The organism is Bradyrhizobium sp. (genome assembly GCF_016213215.1).
In the GTDB taxonomy this organism is placed as follows: domain Bacteria; phylum Pseudomonadota; class Alphaproteobacteria; order Rhizobiales; family Xanthobacteraceae; genus Bradyrhizobium.
The window spans coordinates 91,677-117,858 of sequence record NZ_JACRAW010000097.1 but is presented as its reverse complement, the minus strand read 5'-3'; the positions used below and the strand labels follow the sequence as shown (position 1 = coordinate 117,858).

Here is a 26,182-nt window from a genome sequence, read left to right as displayed (position 1 = left end):
CTATTCTGTCGCTAAGCCTACGACTTCAAGAAATTCCCTAGCTCCGCCCGGACGCTCGTCCTCAAAAACCCCGATGACAAGCCGGCCGGTCTTCCATGCCATGGCATCCAAGTTCGTTCTTCCCGTGGTCACGATCGGCGCGCGCAGGTGTGCATCATGGCCGTGCACAACATGGCGCCGGCCGTGGCCGACGCTGGATCCTTCAGGATATCGCTTCCACAAAAGGGTCCGTTCATTTTGCTGATCGAGAGGCACCATGGGATCCACTGCGGCATGAACGAACACTCGATGTTCATCCACATGCATGAACGGCAGATCGGCTAACCATCGCAGGTGCGCTTGCGGGACGAGCTGCTGGCCGAGGCAGTTGCCGGCCAGCCCGCCGTAGGAGGCCAATGTCGCGCCTCCTCCATTAGCTTCCCACCAACCGCGCTCCGCCAGATTGTTGCACACCGCCCCCATCATCCATTCGTGATTGCCTTTCAGGCAAATCAGATCGAGCTTGCTGGACTGCCAATTCATCAGACGTTCGACAACCAGGCAACTATCGGGTCCCCGATCGACATAGTCCCCCAGCGCGATGATGGTTGCTGGTTCTTCTCCCGAGTGGACGTTGATCATCTCCAAGGCGGCATCGAGCAGATCAAGCCGCCCGTGAATATCTGGAATGGCGTAGGTTCGAGCCATTTAAGCGCGTCGGCCTTCGGCCAGTGCTGACCACAGGATTGAGAAGGGGCAGTCCAGAATCGCGTGAAAATTCCGAGTCATGGCCGCTGTTTTCCAAGAACCGTTCGTTCTGCAACCCAGCTGCTGAACAGCGGGCTCGTGGGCGATACAAGTTCCGTCAGGTCGCCTGGGCCTTAATTTCGGGACCGGACCGCCGCCGCAGCCGCGTGATGAGGCTGCTGCAGAGCCCCATCATCGCGTCAAAGAAGAACAGCAGAATAACTGCGATAACAAACAAGCCGATCCCCGTGAGATCGTGCACAACTCCCTCCAGGAGATCGGGGCCGCCGTAATACGCCATCAGAACCAAAGTAAAGACCCGCACGAAATTGGCCAAGATCGTGATCGGGACGATTGCCAGCAGAAGAAGCAAGCTGCGGATCTTTTCCTGCCGGCGAAAGGCATAGGCGTAGAAAACTCCGATCGCAGACAAGGCAAAAATCGAGTTCATGCCGGAGCAGGCGTCCTTGACCAGGAGTTGGTACGATCCGATCATGATCATGACGCCGTTCTGCGCCACAGGAAACCCCGCGGAATACAGCACGCGCGTGACCGTGTCGGAGATGAAGACCTTCAGCGGCACCGTCGCAGCATCGATGATCCAGTCCGGCATCGGAACGGCAAAAAATATAAAGCCGATTGGAAAAGCCAGGATGCGAAGAGTCGGCCAGCCTGCCGTCAATAAGATGCACCCAACAATGACCGGAATGATGGAGGCCATCTCGAAGGTCAGAAGGCCCTGTTGAATCCTCGCCAGGAACATCAGCACGAGACCGAACAGAAGCGCGGTCCAGCCAGCAACCGGCGCACTCGAAACGCTCGCAGACCTCAGCTTTTCACGGGATTGCCAGACCAACCATAAAGAGGCGACGATGATGAGCGGACCGTGGCCTTCCTGTTCTGTTTGCCAGGGTCCGTCGATGAGCCCGAGAAAAGTCGGGACATAGGCGGCAATGATCGCTCCCGCGAGCAACGCGGGCCATAGCAGCGCCGCCAAGGAGCCTGGCTTTGTCGGCTGAAGCACGTGAGTGGACGCCATCCCTGCTTTTACCGTCGAAATATCATAATCAGTAAACTAGTAATCACTAAACCGGTCAACAGCCCATTACCTGCGTGCAAACAGTGCCGCGTAGGTGATCCCGGCCAGGATAAGGATAATCCCCAGGTAGAAAAAGCCGCTATTTCCCACCTGATTAGCCACTGCAAATACAATCCCGGCCAACAAGAAGTGCAGCAGGGTCCCGCGCTCTCGATCTGTGAACCAAAAGAACGCGATGACCAGACCCACAAAGCACGTCACGGTTACAACATCAAAAAACGTGGTCATCTATCGATGCCATTTCATCGTCAAGCAGCCTCGTAGACGTTAGCGCGGGAGCGGCGGAGTTAATCCTTCTTTCCCTCTCCCCGTTGCATGATCTGCGCATATTCGCCTTCGAACTTGGCCTCGAGGTTCGCTGAATAAGCCGCGATACCAAGCTCCGCCTTTACAGCATCCGCCCGCATCAATTGCAGCGCCAAATTGGCGGCAGCATCTCCTTCGAGCGGACGAGGCTCTTCAGCCTTGACCTTGAAGAAAACGCCGTTCGGGCCAGACCGGACAAAAAAGACATCGTCCGCTTTCCTTGCTTCGATCGACCTGAAAAGATCCGGAGTCAGATCTCCGCTCGCGAGCACGCCATTCTGGCGGCCATGTGGGACAGACGCCGCGGTCAGTTGCTGGTCGATCTCATCGAGCGACTTGGCATCTCGATTGGCATCAATGACAGACTGGGTGGATGGTCCAAGCGGGAATGCTATCTGTTCGACCTGCATTAGCTTCCTGGCAGCGAACTTTGCAGGATTGTTGGCGATGTATCTGTCAATCTCTGCCTTGGTCGGCGATTTGGATCTTGCCGTTCGCATCACTACCGCGTTTTCGAGGACCTGTTCTCGTGACCGTAGCAAATCCAAAAGCACTCCCGGCTCGCGATCGAGCTTGCTGGCGAGCGCCTGCTGAAGGAGGTACTTGCGGACAACGAGCTGACTCACTACCTGCCTGATGATTTCCGGATCCTTCTGTTTCTCCGCAGGTACGTTTGCCCAGCGGAACTCATTTTCGAGTTCCTGATTGGTGACAACTTCATTGCCGATGCGTGCAATGACCTGCCCTCGCGAGACTGCTGGCTGGTCGGCCTTCTTCCCACAGCCGGCGAGCAGTGCTGCGCAGCAGCCTAGAATCACGGCCAAGCGACCGAGCTGGGTGGGCCACTTCCTCATCCTTGAACTCCATCTACAGACATCGCTCGACAAACAAACTGCTGGTTAAAAAGACCCGTTGCCCGGGTGGAAAGCGAAAATCAACTATGAGTATCCGGTTGCGAGGCCCCGGTCGAGCGGCCGCCCAGCGTCCGAGATCCGCTTTTTCGATTTATGTTAATGTCGAAAGCACCGATTACACGCTGAAATGCTGGCTGAACTTCCCTAGACTGCCTTTTCTCAGTAACCGTTAACTTGTAGACTTCCATATATGAAATCGAACCGCATTAAGATTGTTTTGGCATCCGCCGCTATCGTCGGCACGGCCATTTTGGCGAAGGTCCTTGCCCCTCATGAGCTGATGGCGCGCACCGTCACTGCTCCAAGCCTGGAGAACGTAATTCCTCGCCAGTTTGGAAATTGGAAGGTCATCCCCGAGATCAGCCCCATCAGGCCAGTTGATCCCGAAGCCTACGTTCAGCCGGATCCGCTTGCAGGCAAGGTATACAGTCAGGAGGTCGGGCGGGGATATTCCGACGGGCAAGGCCATGTTGTCATGCTGATGGTCGCATACGGACCAGTACAGAACTACAGGCTCAAGGCTCACCGGCCCGAAATCTGCTATACCGCCGCCGGCTTCCGGATATCAAACAAGCTTGATGCGGCGCTCACTTACAGAGCTGGCTCGCCGCCTATTCACGTCAAGCAGCTAATAGCGGAGCGCGAGGCGCGTTTTGAACCAATCAGCTATTGGATGCGCGTTGGCGAGGACATATCCAACGGCGTCATTGAGCACCAGCTCAGCCGGTTAAAGTATGGGCTACGCGGAAAAATTCCGGATGGTGCATTGATCAGAGTATCAACCATCGGTCTATCGCGAGAGGAATCATTCAAGCTGCAGGACCAGTTCATTCGTGACCTGCTGGCGGCAATCCCTCCCGATGAACTTAGGTTCTTCACCGGCGCATCTTAGCAACAACGACCTTCGGCCGAATATCGGAGTTGGTCGCCAATTCTTTTACTCCGGAAGCAAATGCTCGGATATTTTCGACGAAGTCAAATTCCGAAGCGCTACGGTCTTCTCTGTGCCTGCGTTTGCCTGTCCCTAGTCGTACAACCCGCATCCGCGCAATTTGCCGAGGAGACGCTGCTCGCTTATGCGGTCAACGTCCACCGGACACCGTTACAACCGTGGCCCGGATATGGGATCTACCTGGGCAAGGGCCTCTTCATCACTGCCGCCCACGTTGTGGGGCGAGCATGGTTGACACGCCCGAAAGTGGTGATCGCCCGCGCCGAGTATCCGACTCAAACAGTCAAGGAAGGAAGTTTCGACGGCACGGACCTGACGCTGTTGTCGGTTGACGAGAACCTGCTTCCCATGCGCCTGCGCTTGCGCCGAATGTCGCTATGCCGAAAGCCACCTTGGCCGGGCGAGCAGGTCGTGACGGTCGTACCGGGAGGAATCGTTCGTTCGAGTGTCATTGCGCCTGAACGGATTCCGATCGGAGCTCGTCGTTTCAATACCGCTATCGAAGACGTAGCCCGGACCGGAAATTCTGGATCAGGAGTTTTCGATTCTGAGCACCGGTGCCTGCTCGGCATCATGAGCCGAAAGATCAGCGGATCACGACCATGGACACGTTATGGCAAGACCGAAGTCCACGACATAGCCAAATACTTCGTGCCGGCATCCGAGATCGCTGAATTTCTACCAGGCGATAGCGAGCTCCGATCTAATAATAGCCATAACAGTAAGAGTCCGTGGTCTCGGTGACCTTGTTAACCACGACTCTGGCAACCGGCGTCCCCTGCAAGTGCTTTTGGCACTCCTTCAGATCGGCGACAGAAGTGCTTCCAACGCCTGCGATGAGCAGCATCGCATCCATGCGGGGCAGAATCGAAATGACGTCATCGGCCAGCAGCATTGGCGGCAAATCGAATATCACAATTCGCGACCTGAAGTCCCGCTTGATCGCCTCGAGCAACATCGCCATGGCTTGAGAGGCCATCCACTCCGAAGCATTCGGAGAGGGTACAGATCCAGGTAGCACCACCAGACTGTTCGGGCCGACTCTCGCCTGCAGAGCGGCCGATGAGAGTGAGGTTCGACCTTCCAGAACATTCAACACGCCGCCAGTACCATCCAGTCCGAGATAATTCGCGATGGTCGGCTTGCGCAGATCAAGATCCACCAGCATCACGGGCCGCTCCGGCAAGCGGGCGATACTCATCGCCAGGTTGCAAGCAGTGACAGTTTTTCCGCATCCTGCTGTCGGCGAGGTCACCGCCAAGAACTGCCAACTGTTCTTGTCCATCTCCTGCAGAACCTGGGTTCTCAGCATGTCGTAGTAGCGGCCCGATTGGCCCGATGCACCATGCGCAACGATTCGGTTGGCATCGAGATGGTTTGGATCGAGCCGCATGTCTCTGACTGGCGCCTCAGGAGCACCACCCTGGGGAAGAGAGGTCCGGAAATTTGCGCTCGCAGTCTGCCGGGGTGCGGTCGATGCGCCTCTCGCAAGCTCAATGGCCTGTTTGATCGAATCCACTTTCGAGCTCCTGGATTACCGGAATAGTCCTACGCGCAGTTTGGCCAGAACGAGATCCAGCGGAGGTAAGAAAAGGTATGCCCCGATCAGCAGTCCGACCAGGGCTAATGCAAAAGCAGACCTGATGAAAATCGTCTGGCGTTTTCGGAGATGCGCTTCTGCGCTCGTCACAATGTAGGGAATCGAGACGACCAGTCTGTGATCGACAACGGACAAGAGATCACTGCTTCGCCTAATTGCCTTGTCGGAAATTTCGACCAAGAATGTCAGGCCCGCACCCGCCGCAAACGCGAGAGCTAATGCAAGGGCCGCTACTTTGGGCCGATTGGGCTTGACCGGCTCCTGAGGAACGGTCGGCTGTTCGATCACTTCCAGTTTTTCCGATTGCTGGTCCTTCTCAAGATTCTCTCCGAGACGCGCCGCCATCAACTTGGCGGTTGCTGTATCGAGACTCTTTTGCAGGCTCTCCTGTTGGGCAACGAGCGCATCGAGGCTCGCCGATACCGCAGCATCACCGCTGACGGGAGTGCCTGCTGCTTTCTCCATTGCTTCGATTTGACGCTTCAGCGACTGGATGCCCGGGTGCCGCTCGGAATAAAGCGCACTCTTTTGGATCAACTCGGCTTTCAGCTGCCCCAGCGTGCTCGTTGGTGCGTCCGCAGATGGCGAAGACGGCTTCCCTTGCGTCACGCGCAGCTTGGCAATTTTTGCGTCCAGGGCAGCATTTTCTGTTTGAAGTCTCTGTACTTCACGCTCCAGAAAACGTGTTGTGTCGGTTGCGCGGCTGGTCCGGTCCCGAAGGTCCTCGTTCAGGATTCGGGTCATGAGCTCGTTGGCTACACGGGCGGCGACGGCGGGATTGCCGTACTCGAACCCGACGGAAAAGACGATGGTCGGGTTCTCCGCGCGCGTTCGCTGCTTGAAGTTCAATTCAAGGTCCACGGGCGCGATCTTGGTGCTTTTCTTGACGAGCTCGACGAGTTCGGTCACGGACATCAATGCCCGCTTTTCCGGGAAGAGCTGAAATTTATCCGCAATGGCAATGAGGTTGTCGCGCGTCATCGTGCGCTGCTCGATGACCTGGATGCGCTCCTGCGCCGCGTTCGTGACCGTAGGCCTGACTAATTCCGAGGGAATCTGTTGCGACTGGACAAGAACCTTGCCTTCTGACCGGTAGGTGGCGGGCCAGAGCAAAGCAGCAATCCCGCCGACGGTCGCGATAAGGACGAATGGGAGCACAAAATACAGCCAGCGCCGCTGGAATACGTCCCAATAGAAAGCCGGCCGGAGCAGATGACTTCGATCCTCCTGCACGGCTTCAAAATCGTTCTCCAAACTTAGCTTTTGCAGCATGCGTCCGTCTTCCAAACAGCGGCCGGCGAGACACCTGCCCGCACAGCAGGTTGAACGAGACCTGCTCAACTCTTACCATCGAACCTAGATGACCTTTAACGAATAGTTGCCAGGCGGAAGTTCAATTTAAGTTTTTTGTTAATGGTTTCATGCATGAGCCAGTCGAAATCGGCTGCGGACGTTTACGAAGCTCGCAGATTCCCAAGCACACCCTAAGTATTTACGCGAATTGAGTTTATAATAGGCTTCTGGCCAAGGGATTGCGATGTACGAGGCGTTCTATCAGCTACGGGAGAAGCCGTTTTCGATTCTTCCGGACCCGGACCTGATCTACTGGGGCAAGATGCATTCGATGGCGTTTACGATGCTGGAGTTCGGCGTCATGAACAATGCCGGCTTCACAGTCATTACTGGCGAGATCGGATCAGGAAAGACTACCCTCGTACGCCATTTGCTGCAGAAGGTGAGCGCCGGTATTACGGTAGGACTGATCTCGAACTCGCCTGAGGGGCGCCAGGAGCTCCTGCAATGGATCCTGATGTCGGTGGGGCAGCCTTTCGAGGGAGATTACCCCTACCTTTTCAAGCGCTTGCATGATTTTCTGTACGGGCAATACGCCAATGGAAGACGGACGATATTAATCATCGACGAGGCGCAAAACCTCGCGCCGGAAGCGCTCGAGCATCTGCGCATGCTCTCAAACATCAATGCCGACAAATCCCAGATACTGCAGCTGATTCTGGTCGGGCAGCCGCAGCTCCGCGACCTGTTGTTGATGCCCAAGCTGCACCAATTTGCCCAAAGGATTTCATCGGACTTCCATTTAAAGGCGCTCGATTATGGTGAGGTCGCGAATTATATGGCTTTTCGCCTTCATGCCGTGGGGGCACGTCGGCCTTTGTTCACCCAGGAAGCCGCAGCCCTGATTGCCAAAGCAAGCGGCGGAATCCCACGAATAATCAATATCTTGTGCGATACGGCCCTGGTCTATGGCTTCGCCAACGACCAACGCGTTATCTCGGATAAACTGGTTCGCGACGTTATTGCAGACAAGCAACAGTACAGCATTTTTCCGGTGAGATAATTTTTGCCGGGGTTCCTCGGCTAGCTGAAACCCACTACGGTCCCTGTCAGACTCACACGTTGGGGCCGGTGGGGACGTTGGAGCCTGAGCAGAACGCTAAAGGCTCGATTTGGCTCGCTTTGTTGTTTGGAGGGGATGGGCATGCGGACCCTGTTTGCTTTGTTGTGTCTCGGGTTCTGTATTTCGGCCGCTGGTGCCCAAACGCTCAAACCCGGCGACGCGTTATCGATCACGGTATTGCAGGATCCAAAGTTGGACCGAACGGTCGTGGTGGATCCTCTTGGCGAGATCGCGTTTCCCCTGGCTGGGCACATCAGGGCCCGCGGACTGACACCTCTCGCCGTTGAGAACATCCTCAAGTCCAAGCTAAAGCCCAATTACAAGGACGAAGCACTTGACGTCACGGTTGCGCTGGCGAATGCGCCTAAGGATGTCCCCGAAGAAGACCTGAAGCCGAAGATCTTCATTACCGGCGAGGTCCTCAGGCCCGGCTCCTACGTCGTTCGACAGCCGACCACGCTGATGCAGGGGATCGCGCTAGCGGGCGGAATTGGTCCATTCGCCGCCAAACGTCGTATCCAGGTGCGCCGCCGAGCACCTACCGGCGATGAGACAATCTTTGTCTTCAACTACAGAGCCTATGAGGCCGGCGCCGATCTCGAGGGCAACATCATGCTTCGGGCTGGTGACGTGATCGTCGTTCCCGAACGAGGGCTTTTTGACTGAAGGAAGCTAAAGCTGTTCAGAAACGAAACCTGCTGTGAAAAGAATTGCCATCGCGGTCTCGCTATGCACCGGCATGACGCCGTCGGTGGCATTCGGACTCGATTGGTCGATCAAGACATCTGAAAGCCAAAGTGTCGAGTTCAACAGCAATCAGTTTCTGAGCCCTACGCCCATGGCGGCGCTTGGGTCCTATTCCACCCTGACCACCAGCGCGGAAGCCAGAACCCCTACATCGAAATTCATTCTCGATGGCGACGGCAGCTACAAGAAATATTGGGGACCTGCCGTCGATGGACGGCCGTCGGAATTCCTGAACTACGGCTTCAGAGCTCATTACGAACAGAACGGGAAGATCAAGTCGGATCGGGAGTTCATTGAAGCAGCCTGGAGGCAACAAAGCACCGCGCTCGCGATTTTGAATGATCTTGGCATTTCAACGAATGTGGGCGGCTTCCTCGACAGGTTGACCGCCAGCGGTGGCATCGATCGATCGCTGAGCGCTTTGGATAGGGTGAGCCTGTTTGCCACCTCAACCCGCACCAGCTACGAGCCCTCGAGCGGCGGCATTCCGTTCACCGACACGTTGGTGAGGGGAAGTTGGCGCCATTCCTTAAGTTCCGTCGCCTCGCTCAGTTTTTCCTCCGAAGCGGAACTGCTTGAATTCGACAACGCATTCAACACGCGCAACCAGATCTATCGCGAACAGGTCGGGATCGATGCCACGCTCTCACCTGTACTGTCCTTCCGCGGAAACATTGGCGCGGCAGCCCTCGTCACCAAAGGCGGAGTGTCGACATCCCCCATTGGCGGGATCGTGTCAGCCACGCCGGTTTCGAACGCGGTATATGACTGGATCGGCGACGCCGTTCTCACCTACAGGATGCTGAAGACCACGACCCTCACTGTTGTAGCCAGCCAGTCCGTCGGACCGAGCATCGTTGGCTCGATGATCAAGCGGGATTCGATTACGGCAAGTTTGAATCACCAGGTTAACAGCCGCTCGTCGCTGTCGTTTTCCGCCAGCGGCAACCGGCAGATTGCCACCACGACCACGGATTACGCATCGGCCTCAGCGACCTATAGCCGAACTCTGACTCGGGAATGGCTGACCCAGCTCACGTACCGCTACCAGCATCGCTTCGCGAGCACGGGAGGGACGATCATCGATCCCGTGACCGGCACGCCCACGGTATCAGGAACCTCGCCCGCCGACTCGCACAGCCTTCTGTTCGCCGTGACCCACAACTTCGTCCTGTTGCCCTCCGGCAACTAGTCTGACCTAGCCCTTGGACTTCATCGCGGCGCGAATGCTTTCCTTCAGCGGCGTTCCTTCCGGCTCCAGATCAAACGCCTTCTTCAGCTCCAGCGCGGCCTTCTCAGCCTGCCCTGCCGCCGCATACGTCATCCCCAGATGGTAGTGAACAGCAGACAGATTTGAGGCCTTGGCGGCGGCCGTTTCCAATGCTGAAATCGCTCCCTTCAGGTCGCCCTGCTTGTAGCGAGCCCACCCCAACGTATCCTGAAACTGAGGTAGATTCGAATCCTTGAGAGCCTCGGAGAGCGAAAACGCCTTCTCCAGACTTTCCTTGTCTGAACGATGATCGAGGATCAGACTGACCAAGTTGTTCGCCGCGACGAGGGATTGAGGCTGCTCCTTCAAGATCGCTTCATACTCGGCTATGGCGCCTTCGTTGTTGCCCTTCAGGATTTGAAGACTTGCCAACGAGAGCCGAAAACCGAGACTTCCCGGGATCTCCTTGAGTGCGGCCTGCACGACCTTTTCAGCAGCATCGAAATTCTTATTGCGGATGTAGTACTCGGACAATGCACTGTATCCCACCGGGTCTTTCGGCTGTCGTGAGATCGCTTCCTTGAAGTCGGCCAGTGCCGCCTCGTCCTTCTTTTGGGCAAGTTCGGTCTGCCCGAGCAGCACGAGCAGCCGAGCGTTTCCGGGGTAACGCTTGTTCATGTCTTGCAGCAGAGCCGTCGCCTGATCGGCCCTTCCCCGTCGCACATAGGCCGAGGCGAGCGCAATCACCGGCTGCGCCGCCTCGGGCACCGCCCTGTGGGCTTCCTCGAGGGCCGCAATGCTTTCATCGAACTTGTTCTGCCCCTCGAGGGCCGCAGCCCTGATTTCACCCGCCAGCACGCGAGCTTCCTTGCTGGGGGGAAGCGCATCGGCCACGGCCAAAGCCCCAGGCCAGTTCTGGCGGCTCAAGCGCACTTGAGCCAACGATGACAAGACCTGCAGATTATTCGAATTGCGGTTTGCAACCTCGGTCAGCACGTCCTCGGCACGGGCGGCATTCTTCCTGCGTTGGAGAAACGCCACGTATCGAAGAGCGACCTCCGGGTTCAGGTTGGACCATTTCAGCGCGTCTGCATATTGACGGTCGGCAAGTTCATTCTTGTCGGCCCGTTCATAGGCAAGCGCCAGCATGAGCAGCAGTTCCGGCGACTTGGGCTGATCGTTGAGCGCCTCGCGCAGATCGGCGATCGCGCTATCCGTCTGCCCCTTGTCGACGCTGAGCGCCGCGCGCAGCCGGAGGGCACCTCCGTTGCGGCGGTCCTTGGACAAGATTTCCGAAATGAGCGTCTCGGCGGATTGCCGATCGCCCTTGCCGAGCTCCAGTTGGGCAAGCTTGAGCTTCGCCGCGACCTGCCTTTCAGGGCTCGCCGCTTCCGTTGCGAGCTTTTGCAGGACCTGCCTTGCTTCGGCGGTCCGGTTCTGAACCGTATCCAGTTCGGCCCGCGCGATCTGATAGTCGAAAACGTCGCCGCCGGCCTTTATTCGCGCCTCAAGCTCCGCGCGTGCGGCGTCGGCGCCCCGGAAGGAATTCAGAAAGCCGACGAGTTCGAGGACTGCCTTGCTGCCTTTGGCGGCTTCGACCTTCTTTCTGATCTCCTTCTCCGCATCATCAAGCTTGCGCTGAGCGATCAGGATGCGAAGCAGCTGAGTTTGATAGCTGGGCTCCTGAGGATGCTCGGATACCAGGGTGCGAATGATCTGTTCCGACTTCGGCAGGTCGCCTTTTCGGGCGAAGATTTCTGCCTTCAGCAGCGGCACGCGAACTTCGGTCGTCGCGACGTCCTTTGGCAGAGAATCCAGAAGCTTCAGGGCTGCGTCAACATCCCGGTCCGAGAGCTTCCTGGATGCCAGCAAGGTGACGGCGTCCACGTTACCAGGATCAATCTCCAACGCGCGTTGCGCTTCGCGAACAGCGCCGCCGGTATCCCTCGTCCTGAGGAGAATCATCGCCCGCAAGGCATGAAGCGCGGCACTCGGCTTGTCCCCTTCATTGGCCGCGTCCACCACCTTCAGAGCCGCCTCGGCGGCGCCGCCGGCGAGCATGATGCGCGCAAGCTTCAATCTTGCACCAAGGTCATTCGGATCGAGCTCGACGATGCGGCGCAGGTCCAGGAAAAGCGAGTTCGCCTTGGTACGCTCGTCGATCCCGGCAAGAGCCCGCCAGACCTCGACCTTGTCGCTCTTGTATTTGACGGCCTTCAGAAGCTCCAAACGGGCGTTGAGATCATCCTTCTTGGCGATGAGCGCCATCCCGCTTTCGTAATGGGATTGCGCGCGGTCCTCGGGCGAGCCGCAGCCGCTGACCAGTGCCGCGACCACGAGGGAAGCCGCAACCTGAAACCGGAACTTATAACGAACTAGACGAAGCAAATGCGTCATGCTGTGCCCTGGCGATAAAAAGCAGCCTTATGGCGAACCATTCACTTGCGCTATCACACTTCGTGCGACAGAAGAAATTCGAATCTGTTCAAACGAAACGTTCGCCGGGTGCTGGATGACACACCCGTAAACCGGAGCGAAAGGCCGCGTCGGGCGAGATTCTTCCGGACCATGAGGAATACTCCAAAGAACCTGGCATCGATCATCTGCGCTTGCGACAGGTCGATGACAACCGGCTTGCGCGCCTTGAGAGCGGTGCGAAAGTGCGCAACAGCGCCATCCGCGTGGGCTGCGACAGCTGCCCCCATCAGGCTGATCCTCACGGAAAGATCGTCCTCACTCGCCTCGACGGAAAGCGTCGCTTTTTCCGGCCCCTTCGCACGCAGGCTCATCGGCAGGACGCAGGTAACAAACAGGCGAAGCAGCGTCAGGCCATCATTCCAGTAGCGGCGCCAGAGGTACGGCTCCTCCTTGATGCGCCACAACCATTCGAAACCCGTGCTCCGCAGCAGGGGCGGCGCCCGTCTGACCGTTCCGGCTTCGAAATTGATGGTTGCGCCGAACTGGGCGCGGATGGGAGCGCGCAGGTGCCAGTGGTTGCGGATCAGCCATGCCTGGGCTTTTTCGGCGCCGAAGAAAACCGCGAGCAGATCGGCTTCGCTCGCATTGATGGTGTTGATGATCTCCGGAGTGCTCATTTCGTCGATGGTGCCGAACCCTGGATTGAGCACGCCGACGCATTGCAGGCCGCATTTCTCGGCGTTGAGCTTTGCCCCCACCCGGGCGACGAGGTCCTCGGCGCCGCCCAGCAGGAAAACGCGGAGCCGTCGCTCCGGCTCGTTGGCCCGCTTGAGCCGCTCGAAAAGATCGCTGCCGGCCACCCGTTCATGGATCGGGATGCCCAGCATCTTGGCGATCCAGATCAACGGCATGCCGTCGACCAGGCACAGATCGCTGAGCAACAGGGTCTCGCGAAAGTCCGAACTTTCCTGGCTCTTGACCAGGAAGTTGACGTTGGGCGTCGAAATCAGGAACGGCGAGCCCATTCCGGCAGCCGCTCCCATCCCATCAAGCAAGGCCGGAAAATCGATCGCATCGACGGGAACGCCGAGCAGGCCATAAACATCGCGCGCAAGATCGTCGTGAGCATCCGGTTCCATTGCGGGAAACGGCAATGCTCCTGCAGCCGGGGCAGGACCCCGGCGGTCCGCACGCAAGGTGTTTAACACAAAAGCCCCACGAACTTAAATTTCGAGCCCCAACGAGAATTCGGGTAAAATCGTATCGTAACCAGTTAATGTCTAACACGAACGTCGTGCCGGGGAAAAGTCAATCGATTTATGTGATTAATGTGGGGACCGGATTAAAGGGCAGCCAGGTGCTGACGGATTGAAAATCGGGCCAAGCCCGGTTCACCAAATTTGCAAGCTTTTGGCACTCACGACACAAGCACAGTATAAAGCCGCATGTTGAGAGCGGTGCGTGGGGCGACCAACGATGGCGTGCACGGTGGTGTAATGTTCGACAATATTCGCTCCGATTTTGCAACCCATGGGCGGGACTGGGGCGCCCAGGGCTTTTGGGTGATGATCGTCTACCGCTTCGGCCGATGGCGTTATGGCGTGCGCCCTGCCCTGCTTCGCAAGCTGTGCTCGTTCATCTACAAGATCCTGTTCAAGCTGGTGCAGATCCTGACCGGCATCGAGCTGCCCTGCGAGGTGATCGTGGGCCGCAATTTCATCATCGATCATTTCGGCGGGATCATCATCAGCGGCTATGCGCGCTTTGGCGACAATTGCCGGATCCGCAACGGGGTGGTGGTCGGATTGCGCCGGGTCGATGAGCCCTGTGCGCCCGTCATCGGCAACAATGTCGACATCGGCGCCGGCGCCAAGCTGCTGGGAGCGATCACGGTCGGCGACAATTCGATCATCGGGGCCAACGCGGTGGTGCTCGACGACGTGCCCGCCAACTCGATCGCCATCGGCGTGCCGGCGGTGATCAAGCCGCGGCGGCACGAAACGATCAGGGCAGCCAATGGCTGAAGCGACGCAGGAAGTCAGCGCAACGGTTCCGGACTGGTCGCGCGAGGCGGTCACCAGCTTCTGGCAACCCGGCAAACAGCTACTGAAAACCATCCGAGGCTATCAGCGCCTTGCGAAACGGACGGGACTATTCTGCAAGCTTCGCCGCAGGCTCTACGTCCTGGAGCACCGGTTCTGGAGCGTGGTTACCGGCGCGGACATTCCGATCAATTGCGACATCGGCGGCGGGCTGCTGCTGCCGCATCCGAACGGCATCGTGATCCACCCTGAGGCGAAGATCGGCGTCAACTGCCTTCTGTTTCAGCAGGTCACGGTCGGCACCCGCCGCGGTGGCGGGCTGCCTGTCCTGGAAGGACACGTTGATGTCGGTGCCGGGGCCAGGATCCTTGGACCGGTGGTGATACCTGCTCATTCCGAGATCAGGGCGAACGCGGTGATAACGTCGTGGCCTACGCAAGAATCTATGGCCAGCGCTGAAAGCGCGGGCGGGCTGCGCTGATGTCGCAACGGATCGGCTATGTAGTCATCGGCCGGAACGAGGGCGAGCGCCTGAAGGCGTGCATCCGCTCGTTGCCGCCGGATGCCCCGATCATCTACGTCGACTCAGGCTCGAGCGACGGGTCGCCGGCCTGGGTTCGCGACCACGGCGTTCCCGTTCACGAGCTCTCACCCGAACAGCCTTTTACGGCCGCCCGCGCACGCAACGAAGGCTTTCGCGAGCTGATGCAGCGCTTCCCCGAGATCGCCTTCGTGCAGTTCATCGACGGCGACTGCGAACTGCACCCGGACTGGCCAGCGTCGGCTCTATCCTTCCTGGAATCGCATCCGGAGGTCTGCGCTGCATTTGGACGACGACGCGAACGCTTTCGCGAACGCTCGATCTACAACCGCCTGTGCGACATCGAATGGGATGTGCCGCTCGGACCTGCCAAGGCTTTCGGCGGAGACGTCATGCTGCGGGCTAAGGCGTTGTCGGCGGCGGGAGGCTATCGATCCGACCTGATCGCCGGCGAAGAGCCCGAGCTTTGCGTTCGGCTGCGGGCAAGCGGCTGGCAAATCCATCGCCTGCCGGCCGAGATGACCAGCCACGACGCCGCGATCACGAACTTCGGCCAATGGTGGCGACGGGTGGTGAGGAGCGGCCACGCCTTTGCCGAGGGCGCATTTCTGCATGGCCGTCGGCACGGCCACTGGCTGCGTGAAACGGCCCGCGCGGTTGTATGGGGCGCATTGCTTCCGCTGGCGTGCCTGATCGCGTCGGTCGCATTCTGGCCGGCCGGCCTTGTGGCCTGGTTGATCTATCCGCTCCAGATGCTTCGGCTATGGTTGCGAGCAAAAGATCCCGAACGGACTCCACTCGCCGTATTCCACGTACTCGCTCGTTTTCCCGAAGCCGAGGGAGTAATGTGGTTCGCGCTGTCGCGACTGCGACGAAGGCGGAGCGGGTTGATTGAATATAAGGTCTAACAAAGCCGAGATAACCAGTGGAGCAGTGCTAGAGCACTCACGATGAATATTCAGCGAATAGCCTCACTGACCGACTTTTTTCTGAATACAGGCCGGACAATCGAGATATTTGGTATGTACGATGCCGATAATCTCGGCGACGAGGCGATGAGGACGGCGGGCCTTTCTGCACTCCCGGCCGGACACGCGGTGCCTGTGGTCGGGTCCGGAAACCGGCTACTTAACGCCGCAATACTCCGCCGTAAACGGCGCGACTTGGTCGTCGGCGGAGGCACCCTAATCCATGGTGGCGGCCCTGAAGCTCAAAATGGCTGGCTCGACTACGTCGAAAATCGATCCCGGCAGGGATCCAGAATAACGGTGCTTGGGACCGGCATTTCGCTCTTAGAGGAACAAATAGAGAGCTGGACGAATAGCGTGGAGCGCTGGGCGTACTTGTTGAGGCACGCAGCATACGTCGGCTTACGAGGCCCACTTTCAAAGCAGACCGCCGAAAGGTTGGGGGCCTCTGCTAGTGTATTCGGTGATGCGGCAATCCTGCTGTATGACCATGACCTAGCGGACCAACGCCGCCCCAGATCTCAGACTGAGGATCGCCTGTTCGGAATCAATATCGGCGACGTTCTCAGCCACGGCAACCAGATCTTATTCGAGCGCCAAATCGAACGGGTGATGGTCGAACTCTCACGAGATTTCCGCCTCCGAATTTTTGTAGTCAATCCAGAGGATGAGAAAGCCACCGTTCGCGTTCTAGAGAGTTCCAAGTTGGAAGAAGGTCGGTTCGAAATTATCCGGAACTATCGTGATGCACGCCTCTTTATGCGACAGGCCGCGGAGTGCGAGGCATTTGTGGGAATCCGCTTGCATTCGGCAGGGCTCGCTATGATAGCTGGAGTACCCTCGCTCTTGATCGCCTATTCTGACAAGTGCCGAGACTTTACGCTGGCAACAGATATGGAGCAGAACCTAGTCGAAGAACTATCGGTCGATGACGACCGTCTATTAAAGCGGATTGAAGGTCTACTTTCGCGGCCTGATCGGCATCTGAATATCAGAAAAATAGCCGAAATCTCAAACTCGCAGCGATGTACGATTGCATCCCTGTTTCGATAATCGAAGTGAGCTGGCCACCGATCACAAAGATGCAATGACTTGCATCGCTCAAGCGGCTATTTCGATCAGTACGTCGCGCAAACCGCTGCCATGATGTACTTGCGACCGCAGAAGCTTGCGCATTACCTAATCCCGAGCCTGAAGGAAAGTGTCCTCTTCTGCAGAAAGCTGGACTAAGTGTTCTACACGGCGACGAAACTCATCCTCAAAGCTGTGCTTTCGTGCAAATGATATGGCTCCGTCTATCTTACTACACAGTTCATCTCGCGAGCCGTGTAACTCTTCCACTTTTTTCGCCATGAGAGCTGGCCTACGCAATTGTACAGACCACCCTGCGTCGGCCTTCGAGAGGAGACCTTTCCAGGCGCGGTTAGCATAACCTACGATTGGCACGCCGCAACCGAGGGTCTCTAAGTAAGTGCATGATGGATCGGACTGTACATGGCAACACAAAAACAGGTCGGCCTCAGTCCTCAGCATAGGTATCAAGGCCGTCGAGAAATCTATCGGCTGATGAATCCTCACGCGATCGTTCAATGACCACCTTCTTATGGCATCCTGCATCTCAGTTCGAAGTGTGCCGTCGCCATAAATATCCAACGTAAATGGTATCTGAAGTTGGCGAGCTACCTCCACTAGATGCTCCGCCCCCTTCATCCGCTCAAGTCGTCCCGTATAGACCAGCCTAAGTGGCGCTCCGCTTTGAAGACGTCGCACCTTCGATCTCACATCTTTCGAAGTAGCCATTTGAGCTCGTGAGAGTCGAGTATCGAAGAAAGTCAACACACTCCGACAGCACTCCCCGTAACTTTCTGCCGCGGGAATGCCATTCGATTGGAGAAACATGGCTTTCTTAAAGGCTGCGCGGCGCTGCATCTCCTTGTGTAACAACCATACTAGGGATCGTATCTTTTTGAATATGGACATCTTGGATAAGAAAGCGATAGTTGCTCGAGTTGATAGCGTATATTCGATGACGAAGCACACTCGGAATCCGAGCCGCTTTCCCTGTTCGGCAATCGGGAAGTCCAGCCAGTTGTCGCCCGAGGCCAAAACAACCGAGGCGTCAGATAAGTCCGCATCTGAAACTTGGGTGCCATCAGGGACAAGTTTCACCTCGAATGGCAAATCGTTGGGATCGTACGCCCCTCCGAAAGCAATGCTCGATTTTGGCCCAGCACGAAAGATGCAGCGGACTCGACCAGGCCAGAGATCCGCATATAACCGGAGACCGGCTACAGCCTTTTCGTCCATGAAAATTATGCCGTCGTCCAGACACGCCGGTACACTCGGTGTAATCACCAACCAAGTTGTCTGAGGCCGCTCTTTTCGGAGAGTTCCCTTGCTAATCTTTCCCCCCTAAAGCGTTAGAACTTGCACACGCGAATACTTAAGCAAATGTCGATGCTCCGTGAATTCCCAAAGCTGCGTTTCCATCACAATGATCAAGCACGCTAATCGACAAGATTGAGTGCAACAGCCACCGCGTATCCAACGCCCAACCCCACGAAGAAAGTCGGTAGAGGAAGCAATTCGTTCTTCATCTGAAATATTCCGAGTCGCATACTGATGATGGCGGTCGCTGGAATCGCGGAAAGAAAGCTGATTACCAGCCCTCCAAGCGCGCCTCGCACGCCGAACAGCGAAAATCCTCCAAGTACGGCTGGAAAAAGAATCACAAGTCGCCCGACCAAAACCATGGAGGCTAGCTTTGGCTCGCCCTTTGCGATGAAGGTCTGATGTGTCACTTGTGATGGCACGCTTATCAGTGCCAGGGATAGGATCTGCAGCATCCAGCCTGCGTCATCATAGCGCGCATCGTAGAAGAAGCGAACCAATGCATGTCCGGCAGTGAAGAGCGTACCTGCAGCAAAATACATCGCGCCCGCAATTATGCGGTGAAAACGATAGTGAATGGTGCTTAGGTGTGCAGGACGGTCTCGTACGGTCTCGCTTATCGCCGGGAGCGACACCATCCCGATCATTCGGGACGCCAACTGCTCGATGGCACTGAATAGCCCAAATGCGATACTGTAAATCCCAAGCAGACTTGAATTCATTAGCGCTCCGAGGAGGAGGCGATCGCTGTTCGCTGCCGCAAAAGTCAAGAGAGATGAAACGAAAATCCAGGCGCCAAACTTGAATATCTCGGAAGCTGCGGCCGAATCCCACCGGAAACGATTGGATGTCCCGGGCAGGTTGATGTGACTTAGACAAGTGGCCGCAGCCGAATTGCTGATTGCACCCGCGACAAGAGCCCAGACCGACCGGTCGAACCAGAGCCAGCCGATTATGCAGGCCACACTGATAAGCTGCGCATTGATCTCGTTAAGGGTCAGACGAGCGACATGGAGTGATCTTCGAGCCTCATGAACCTTTGTGGAAGTAAAGCCGGCGATGAGCGCCGTCACAGAAATTGCCGCTACGACGGTCGGCAATCGCGGGTCCGAGTAAACACTGCCGAGAGGAGCAAGATCGGAACGTCCGGCAAGAAGAATGGCTGATGCTACCAACAAGCCTATAATCCATGTGAGGAATCCGCGGAGCACTTGAATGGTCCAGGCAGTATTCAGAAAATCAGAATTCCGGCCGCGCGGACTGCGGATGATATTAGGACCAAGGCCGACATCTGAAATCATTGCGATGCCTATCATCGCCACGTTCGCAATCGCCATTAATCCGAAGAGATCCGGCGCGAGCAAGCGCGTCAACATCAGGTTCAAGGCAAAGCGAAAGCCTTGGGCAAACACCTGGCTCCCGAATCCCCAAGCCGCAGCTTCAATGATTCGGCTTCGCAGGTTCCGCTTCGCTGGCAAGACAATTCTCTAAAAGTCGTTGAGCCGAATCTACAAGTTGGGCCTTGGTTTAGACACCGACGAAAAGTATCGCAACCATTCGGGGTCAACGGCTTGCACGCTTTCGCCACATAGGATCTTGTGGACGGCGGCGAAGACCCTTTCTGTCGCAGCCTGGTGCGAAAGCCATCTTCCGGCGTACTCACGCCCGTTGCTCGCCAATTCAGCGGACATATCGGGCGCGCTCAAAATGGCCGCGATTGCGTCCCGAATAGCATCCGCATCGCCGATTGGCACCGCGAGGCAATTATAGCCGTCGATGAGATAGTCGGAGAGCACCTCCACGGTTGAGGCAATCTGAGGTGTTTCGAGGAGCATTGCCGCCACCGCAGTAATGTGGCCCGCTCCCCGCTCTCCGTCCTTCACAAGGATCAGATTTGCCAGAGCGTGCTTAATGCAGCTCATCGCCCGTTCCATGTCCAGATCCCTGAACACGTGGACGTTGCCGGGCAACTCTTGGGGCATTTTCTGATGCGAGGAGCAGACAATCACGCCATCGCAATCCAGCTGACGGCACACTTGGCAAAAGAGATCCACGTCTCTGTTGTTTCTTCCAACAAGACAGACATACGGTCGCGGCCAAGTTCTAAACGTGTCTGATCCGACACCTGGATGATCGAAGCCCCAATGAGAAAACATGAGCTTTTCCAGGTTCAAGTGATGAATTCGATTGAAGAGATCCAGCTCCTTCCGGGAGTGCATGATGTACAGGTCTCCCCTGCCAAAGATTCGATTAATTGCTCCATCGATAGCGGCATGCCCGGACTTCAAGAGTTGACGACTTTGATTCAACCCAACCGTGATGTGCGGCGTGGGACAGAGCGTAGCCAACAGGCGGAAGTTGATCGCAAACGAGGAAAAGTACTCACTGGTCATGACTGCATCGAATTGGCCAAATCGGCGCGGAATGAACAGGGCCTTGAGCAACAACAACCAGGCTGAGCCAGAACCAAGTATGACGTCAACAACCTCGAACTCCAGATTGCCGATCTGCAACGCCCGCGTTCTTGTGCCGGGGCGACCATCCACCAGAATATTAAGAATGCGAGGTCTCACGAGGTCACTCAATGCCTAAAAGCATCCTTGGCACGACGGGCGAGATCAACTAGCGGGCGCAGGACACTGCTCCTATCGAACCACTTATCGTCGGCTATATCTGTGCGGGATGAACGCTGATATCCGAGAGAGGGCACGTACGCGTATGTTTTTAGGTGCGGCCTCTGCGCGCGGATAGTGCTGTAGGCTCCATCCACATGCATCGGTCCTCCATCAGGATGCCCCGGCGGTCGAGAGTAGATCACTTCCAATTCTGCGATGATTTGCGCCAAAGACAGCCCATTGAACATTAGGAAATGAGAGCACCTGACGGCCTGCGATGAATCCAGAAGGATGAGCCCGAATTTCTCAACTGGAAGTTGATGTCCGAGATAACAGATGGACCAGTCAACACGTTCGAGCTCGCGCTCTGCCTCGCTCCACAGGTGGCCGAAATCTCTGGCGAAGTTTACATCGTCCTCCAACACCACCAGGCGATCAACTCCCCTATTGCGTCTGAGTACCGCCAAGTGGCTTTCGAAGCACCCACGCGCGCCCACAGACGGAAAGCCGGCTGCATCCGACGGCTTTTCCGTTTCGAAGAAATCAGCCTGCCACCCAATTCGCTCCAGCTCGCGTTTCATCGCGTCCCGTCTGTCGGGTCGTGATCTTAGATTGATGACCTCAATCTTACCGGAATCGCTTCGCAGCGCTACCACCATAGCTCAACCACCCCCGTGCACCTTACTGAAATGATAGCCAGCCGCATAATCCTTGTTTTTCTGTACATCTGCCGCGGCACTTTTTGCTTCAGCTCTTCCCAGCAACATTCCCGCCAACAGGAAACTCCACGGAGTGAGTGTTGAGTTCGGGATCAACTCGACTACATTTATCGCCAACAATAGGCTGGCCCCGACTATAAGGAGCCGCTCCTGCGCTGCCCGGAAAGACGTATTAGCCGCCCGGATCACGCAAAGCGACAGGAGCCCAAATTCGGCGATGAAACCGAGCAGCCCATGTTGACCTAAATCGATAATCCAACGGCCATCAGTAACTGAGATATCCTTGCCGCTCTCCTCCCCGTAGACCCGGCTCCGCCCGTATCGCCCCCATCCCAGAAGCCACCGCTCCGAGGCTTTTTCGAGCAGGATGTTTTCATTCAGAAACCGAACGGCAAGAGATTGCGCCCGGTCCGGACTGATTGCTTCAAACATCCCCAGCACTGCCCCCGTCGGAACGATATTCGCGTAGCGTACCAAGGGAAAAGCAAGGGCGACGGACACCAGGCTGACAGCCAAAAATGACTGCACTCTTGCGCTGCCCCATTTGACGAATGGAAACAGGAGCACGCCATATAGCGTGGCTCCCAAACTCCTGGAAAGGAGCAAGATTCCTCCGAGATATGCAACGGCACCATTCGTCGGTATCCTTCCCAATTTGAAGCCAGACCTGCTCAGGACAGCGGCTGCTGCGAAGCTGGCCATTGTGAAAAAGCCCGCGATCAGGCCATGCCCCATAAACGCCATGGGTCGAAAGCCTTCACCTCTTATTTGTTGAACAAAGTCTGACGGCGTGAAGCCATAAACCCAGTAATGCAACTGCGGGCTCATCCGCATTTCAAAGAGCAGCAGAACAGAATAGCAAATGCCGCCCCAGGCGAGGGCGCGCAGGCAGTCGGCCAGCGCCGAGGTCGTGCCGAGAAACAGGCGTCCAACAAGGAAAGGAAAGAGAGCAATAGCCGCCAGCAACAACGCCGAGCCTCCGTCGTAGGCGTCCACCCCGGGAATAAGAGTTCTACCCACAACAACCGGGTCGCCGTTGAAGATCGAAGTCGCGAGAGGGCCCAAGACATACATGCCGATCAGAACATCGGCGACGTAAGATGTTTTGTCTCTGCGAATTTTCTGGCCGCGAACCATGCAACCGACCAAGACACAAAGGCTCGGAATGGAGGCCTTGTCGAACTGCGGCACCATCGGAATCTTGATGACAGTCGCCGCCGGCAGGAAGTATTGCGCTCCTAATATGGTCCAAACCGTCGCTTTGGCTAACGTCAGCCTGGCAAACAAAAACATCGAAATGATCGGCCAGCAAACGAGCGCCGTATATGCAAACCAGTTAGGCATGCGCGCCTTCTACCGGCAAAACTATTTCCTTACAGGGCATAACGGTCCAGACAAGCACGCGGCAACCTAGATACTAGCTAAGAAACCAGGTTTGCCTTTCCCGTTCTTTTCGATGACGATGATCGAATCATAGAGGTGTATCGCTCCGATCTCATCCTTGGCTGGAGTGGTGGTTCGTCGATTGTGATACCAGCCGTGCAGGTCATCGATCATCTGCTTGGTGTACTCTATGATCGAGCCATTGCGCTTGTAGCCGCCTTCCCAGTCAGGCCAATAAGCGGTGTGCACGTCCTCAATGATGTACAGGCCACCGCTTTTCAAATGAGGAAAGAGAATTTCGAAGCTGGCTCGCTGGTGCCTGCCAATGTGAGAGCCATCGTCTAGAACGACATCCGGTGCACCGAATTCGTTAATTACACCCTCAAGGAAACGTCGGTCGTCTTGCGAACCTATGCGTACAATATTTGGTGGATCGACACGCTCAGCGCATGTGGGATCTATATCGATCCCAACGATGGTTGCGGGCTCACCGAAATATCTTCGCCACATATCGAGTGAGCCTCCCGACATTACCCCGATCTCCAGAAAGGAGATCGGTTTATCGCGGTAGTTCGACAGATATCGTTCATAGATATCAAGGTAGTGGGTCCACTTGTGCGCGGGACGCTTCTGTGCCCCAAGAAAAGCTGCCTTGACGCCGCCCCCTGCCCCATCTTTGAAGGCCTGGATTTCGCTTCCTGTCAGAGCGAAATCTTTCATCGAGGGTACGGGCTTTCTCAGGCCGGCACGGATACCCATGCGCTCGATTGCTCTATATACGTGATGTTGAATTTTCATGGGTGAGACCGTTATCACGTTTGTGAATTAAAATCAGCAAGAACGAAATACGCGGGCGTTCTGGTGGCATACATGTTTGGTGCGATGACCCCCCACATCCCCCCTGCGCCCCACCCCCCAACAAGGCAATACTGGCTCGGATACTCTCCTCCTGCCCGGGTGAATGCTTCAAGATAGGCTGAGAGTGTCTGAGCGAAGTACTTGCTTGCATAGTATCCGGAAAAAAAGCCCAGTACGTCGGCCTCAGAGATGGTTACTCCCCCGTAGGGATTGGGTCCGAACAGCTTTTCCAATCTAGGAATGTAGCCCCAGCCACCTTCATACATGCACAGCTTCTTGCTGCCAGTTCCGGGTGCCGGCGAGTTTGCGATAGCTTTCCAAGCCGGAAACAAGACGCTCGTGCAATAATCCAACGTAAAGGCAGATCCCTTATCGCCGTTGTTGGTGCGCAGCTTGTTGTCGAGCCATTGCAACGCGCTTTCTGCCGCGGCGCCGCCGGCCTTGTAGGCCGCAACGAATTCAGTGTTTGCCGTATTGGCGCGATTGGATTCCAGATAAGGCGCGATAGCGATCGAATCAATAAAACTGGTGGGAGAATGGTCGAGTCTTGCTGCAGGCGCCTGAAATCGCGAGACCTTTTGCCCTCCGCCGGGAGCCGCAGTGAAGACCGACATCACTCTGTTGACGCGATGCATCTGGCCGGCAAAGACATCGGAAACGATCGACATAATCCGGGCAACACGGAACCCGTAGTAATTGTTGTACCCGTCGATACCGAGAATACCCCACAGACGCTGAGCCCGCTGCTGGCAAGCGCCCGTCGGGATCAGGCCCCATCCTACGTTCCAGACTTCATTGGAATATTCGAAGCTGGCGACGAGTTCAGGATCGAGCCTATTTTTGACGTAAGTTGCGAACTGTCTGACAAAGTCATCGTCAGCATAAGTTGGGACGCAAAACCACGGACTGGCCTTCAGCTCATTGGCAAGATCAACCAGCGTCTCCACACTAAGGCCGAACGGGACACCAGCCGCCGTCGGCCCCACTGCGAGAGACAATCCATCCGCGATTTCGTCATACACCAGCGTAAACAGCGAGCCTGCATTGGATGTGAGCGTTATTCTCCCAACGCTGCCGAGCACATTCGATAGCACCGGTTTCGTTGGCAATGCGCCAACTGACAGCGTGACCTGCTTAGCGACGAAGCCGCCTCCGGTGTAGGCGCCCCACTTACTGCTATCGAGGCCATTCACGACGAAGTTGTCTGCATCGATCACGGAAATGGTGAAAAACTTCCCTTCTGTTTGGTTTGGGAAGGTGGGGGTCGGAGCAAGAAAGCTGCCCGGCATGGAGTGGAACGAGACCACATCTCCGGTTTGCAGTTCGTGACCTTGCGCGGTGATAGTCGGATTCGGTCCGTTCGCAAAGGCTGTTATACTGACAAAGACCGGTGGACTGGGCAGCACGCATTGTATCATCTGGCCGTTCACCCATTTCGCTGGATTACCAGAGATAGCGTGTGCTGATCGATAGGAGCTTCCAGAGCGGGTACAAGTCCCGGCGTAGCTTGCTGGATGGAAATTGTATCCGAGCCAATTCCAGCTCTGCTCCGTTGTACGATCCTGCCAGCGCGCGATCGGGTTGACGTTGGTGTACATCCAATCCATGAATCGAATGCGTCCCATCCCTCGATACAGCGCCAGGAAATCCGGGTTGAACTTCTGACCCGCACTGAGGAGCGGCTCGTGGCTCTTCCGAAAAATGCGAATGTTCGAAATCGGTCTCGTGATGCCAGTTATACGAACGATAAGTCGAAAGCCGGTGCCGAAAGCCAGGGCCGACGACGTGATTGAGTACTCGAGCCTGTTAGATGCCTTAGAGACAAGGGCGTAGCTTACGCCTGCTGTTGGCCCACCAATTGTAACGGAGCCAGCCCCTTCCCACGTTATTACCCAGTTGTCGTTCGCGGTCAGATAGCCGATGCAATAGGTCTGATAGAAGGACGCGCCGTTTGCCATCCTCGTCGGATAGCCGTTCTCTCCGATAAGCTCGTAAAAGTCTTCTTTCGCCCCCGGCACCTCCCAAAACCGATCACTCAGCTTGAAGATATCGATGAGGGGGAAATCGGCGAACAAGCTCGGAATCCAGAGATTTACCTGCAGCTTACCGTGGTGAGTTGAACTAAGGCTCTTGTTCGACTGTGCCGGCGCCAACTGCGGGTCAATCCCCGCAAGAGCAGCGCCAGACGTTGCAGCCAGGAACTCACGACGGCTCAACAGGCTGGACATCGATTTACCCCACAAGAGAAAGTAAAGCTTGATCGGGTAAACCGATCAA

The 26,182-nt window shown here is 56.5% G+C and carries 24 protein-coding genes; 9 read left to right on the top strand and 15 right to left on the bottom strand.

What is annotated here, in order from left to right:
- The 4 genes from HY852_RS16630 to HY852_RS16615 all read right to left on the bottom strand — a co-directional run bounded on the left by HY852_RS16630 (position 1) and on the right by HY852_RS16615 (position 2,985).
- Complete coding sequence (locus tag HY852_RS16630) at positions 1–687, bottom strand: metallophosphoesterase (RefSeq protein ID WP_291605869.1); 687 nt, start codon at positions 685–687, stop codon at positions 1–3.
- Positions 688–844: 157 nt separating this feature from the next.
- Positions 845–1,723, bottom strand: coding sequence for an exosortase (gene xrt / locus HY852_RS16625; RefSeq protein WP_291605868.1), 879 nt, complete (start codon positions 1,721–1,723; stop codon positions 845–847).
- Between the two features lie 108 nt (positions 1,724–1,831).
- A complete protein-coding gene (locus tag HY852_RS16620) occupies positions 1,832–2,053 on the bottom strand; it encodes an XrtV sorting system accessory protein (protein ID WP_291605867.1) in 222 nt (73 codons plus the stop codon).
- Positions 2,054–2,112: 59 nt separating this feature from the next.
- Positions 2,113–2,985: a hypothetical protein gene (locus HY852_RS16615; protein WP_291605866.1), complete on the bottom strand. Its 873-nt coding sequence runs from the start codon at positions 2,983–2,985 to the stop codon at positions 2,113–2,115.
- A gap of 250 nt (positions 2,986–3,235) precedes the next feature.
- Here HY852_RS16615 and epsI point away from each other — a divergent pair, with 250 nt between their 5' ends.
- Both epsI and HY852_RS16605 read left to right on the top strand, forming a co-directional pair.
- Entirely contained in the window at positions 3,236–3,937 is a 702-nt protein-coding gene (gene epsI, locus HY852_RS16610; RefSeq protein WP_291605865.1) for an exosortase-associated protein EpsI, V-type, read from the top strand.
- 60 nt (positions 3,938–3,997) lie between these two features.
- Complete coding sequence (locus tag HY852_RS16605) at positions 3,998–4,741, top strand: serine protease (RefSeq protein ID WP_291605864.1); 744 nt, start codon at positions 3,998–4,000, stop codon at positions 4,739–4,741.
- On the opposite strand, the gene HY852_RS16600 is transcribed toward HY852_RS16605, so the two are convergent.
- Complete coding sequence (locus HY852_RS16600; protein ID WP_291605863.1) at positions 4,701–5,516, bottom strand: CpsD/CapB family tyrosine-protein kinase; 816 nt, start codon at positions 5,514–5,516, stop codon at positions 4,701–4,703. The genes HY852_RS16605 and HY852_RS16600 overlap by 41 nt on opposite strands.
- Before the next feature lie 15 nt (positions 5,517–5,531).
- Positions 5,532–6,869: a sugar transporter gene (locus HY852_RS16595; RefSeq protein ID WP_291605862.1), complete on the bottom strand. Its 1,338-nt coding sequence runs from the start codon at positions 6,867–6,869 to the stop codon at positions 5,532–5,534.
- 265 nt (positions 6,870–7,134) lie between these two features.
- Here HY852_RS16595 and HY852_RS16590 point away from each other — a divergent pair, with 265 nt between their 5' ends.
- From HY852_RS16590 to HY852_RS16580, 3 genes are all read left to right on the top strand, one after another.
- Entirely contained in the window at positions 7,135–7,953 is an 819-nt protein-coding gene (locus tag HY852_RS16590; RefSeq protein ID WP_291605861.1) for an AAA family ATPase, read from the top strand.
- Between the two features lie 141 nt (positions 7,954–8,094).
- The gene (locus HY852_RS16585) at positions 8,095–8,679 is read left to right on the top strand and encodes a polysaccharide biosynthesis/export family protein (protein WP_291605860.1); all 585 of its coding nucleotides are present in this window, start codon (positions 8,095–8,097) and stop codon (positions 8,677–8,679) included.
- Between the two features lie 34 nt (positions 8,680–8,713).
- Entirely contained in the window at positions 8,714–9,952 is a 1,239-nt protein-coding gene (locus HY852_RS16580; protein ID WP_291605859.1) for a hypothetical protein, read from the top strand.
- Between the two features lie 6 nt (positions 9,953–9,958).
- Here the strand turns inward: HY852_RS16580 and HY852_RS16575 are convergent, their stop codons facing one another.
- A complete protein-coding gene (locus tag HY852_RS16575) occupies positions 9,959–12,367 on the bottom strand; it encodes a tetratricopeptide repeat protein (protein ID WP_291605858.1) in 2,409 nt (802 codons plus the stop codon).
- Between the two features lie 53 nt (positions 12,368–12,420).
- Positions 12,421–13,542: a WecB/TagA/CpsF family glycosyltransferase gene (locus HY852_RS16570; protein ID WP_291605857.1), complete on the bottom strand. Its 1,122-nt coding sequence runs from the start codon at positions 13,540–13,542 to the stop codon at positions 12,421–12,423.
- Positions 13,543–13,884: 342 nt separating this feature from the next.
- Here HY852_RS16570 and HY852_RS16565 point away from each other — a divergent pair, with 342 nt between their 5' ends.
- From HY852_RS16565 to HY852_RS16550, 4 genes are read left to right on the top strand one after another with little or no spacing between them, the layout of a single operon-like run.
- The gene (locus tag HY852_RS16565; RefSeq protein ID WP_291605856.1) at positions 13,885–14,412 is read left to right on the top strand and encodes a serine acetyltransferase; all 528 of its coding nucleotides are present in this window, start codon (positions 13,885–13,887) and stop codon (positions 14,410–14,412) included.
- Positions 14,405–14,911, top strand: coding sequence for a serine acetyltransferase (locus HY852_RS16560; RefSeq protein WP_291605855.1), 507 nt, complete (start codon positions 14,405–14,407; stop codon positions 14,909–14,911). Before HY852_RS16565 ends, HY852_RS16560 begins: the two co-directional genes overlap by 8 nt.
- The gene (locus HY852_RS16555; RefSeq protein ID WP_291605854.1) at positions 14,911–15,879 is read left to right on the top strand and encodes a glycosyltransferase; all 969 of its coding nucleotides are present in this window, start codon (positions 14,911–14,913) and stop codon (positions 15,877–15,879) included. Before HY852_RS16560 ends, HY852_RS16555 begins: the two co-directional genes overlap by 1 nt.
- A 42-nt stretch (positions 15,880–15,921) precedes the next feature.
- Positions 15,922–16,992, top strand: a complete 1,071-nt coding sequence (locus HY852_RS16550; RefSeq protein ID WP_291605853.1) for a polysaccharide pyruvyl transferase family protein — start codon at positions 15,922–15,924, stop codon at positions 16,990–16,992.
- Between the two features lie 126 nt (positions 16,993–17,118).
- Here HY852_RS16550 and HY852_RS27940 read toward each other — a convergent pair whose 3' ends face one another.
- The 7 genes from HY852_RS27940 to HY852_RS16520 all read right to left on the bottom strand — a co-directional run bounded on the left by HY852_RS27940 (position 17,119) and on the right by HY852_RS16520 (position 26,133).
- The gene (locus tag HY852_RS27940) at positions 17,119–17,739 is read right to left on the bottom strand and encodes a glycosyltransferase (protein WP_367116368.1); all 621 of its coding nucleotides are present in this window, start codon (positions 17,737–17,739) and stop codon (positions 17,119–17,121) included.
- Between the two features lie 707 nt (positions 17,740–18,446).
- A complete protein-coding gene (locus HY852_RS16545; protein WP_291605852.1) occupies positions 18,447–19,808 on the bottom strand; it encodes an oligosaccharide flippase family protein in 1,362 nt (453 codons plus the stop codon).
- 30 nt (positions 19,809–19,838) lie between these two features.
- On the bottom strand, positions 19,839–20,915 hold the full coding sequence (locus HY852_RS16540) for a glycosyltransferase (protein WP_291605851.1): 1,077 nt from the start codon (positions 20,913–20,915) through the stop codon (positions 19,839–19,841).
- The gene (locus HY852_RS16535; RefSeq protein WP_367116367.1) at positions 20,912–21,604 is read right to left on the bottom strand and encodes a glycosyltransferase family 25 protein; all 693 of its coding nucleotides are present in this window, start codon (positions 21,602–21,604) and stop codon (positions 20,912–20,914) included. Before HY852_RS16535 ends, HY852_RS16540 begins: the two co-directional genes overlap by 4 nt.
- A gap of 3 nt (positions 21,605–21,607) precedes the next feature.
- A complete protein-coding gene (locus HY852_RS16530; RefSeq protein WP_291605849.1) occupies positions 21,608–23,008 on the bottom strand; it encodes a hypothetical protein in 1,401 nt (466 codons plus the stop codon).
- Positions 23,009–23,074: 66 nt separating this feature from the next.
- Positions 23,075–23,845, bottom strand: a complete 771-nt coding sequence (locus HY852_RS16525) for a class I SAM-dependent methyltransferase (RefSeq protein WP_291605848.1) — start codon at positions 23,843–23,845, stop codon at positions 23,075–23,077.
- A gap of 14 nt (positions 23,846–23,859) precedes the next feature.
- Complete coding sequence (locus HY852_RS16520) at positions 23,860–26,133, bottom strand: hypothetical protein (RefSeq protein WP_291605847.1); 2,274 nt, start codon at positions 26,131–26,133, stop codon at positions 23,860–23,862.
- Positions 26,134–26,182 lie beyond the last annotated feature (49 nt).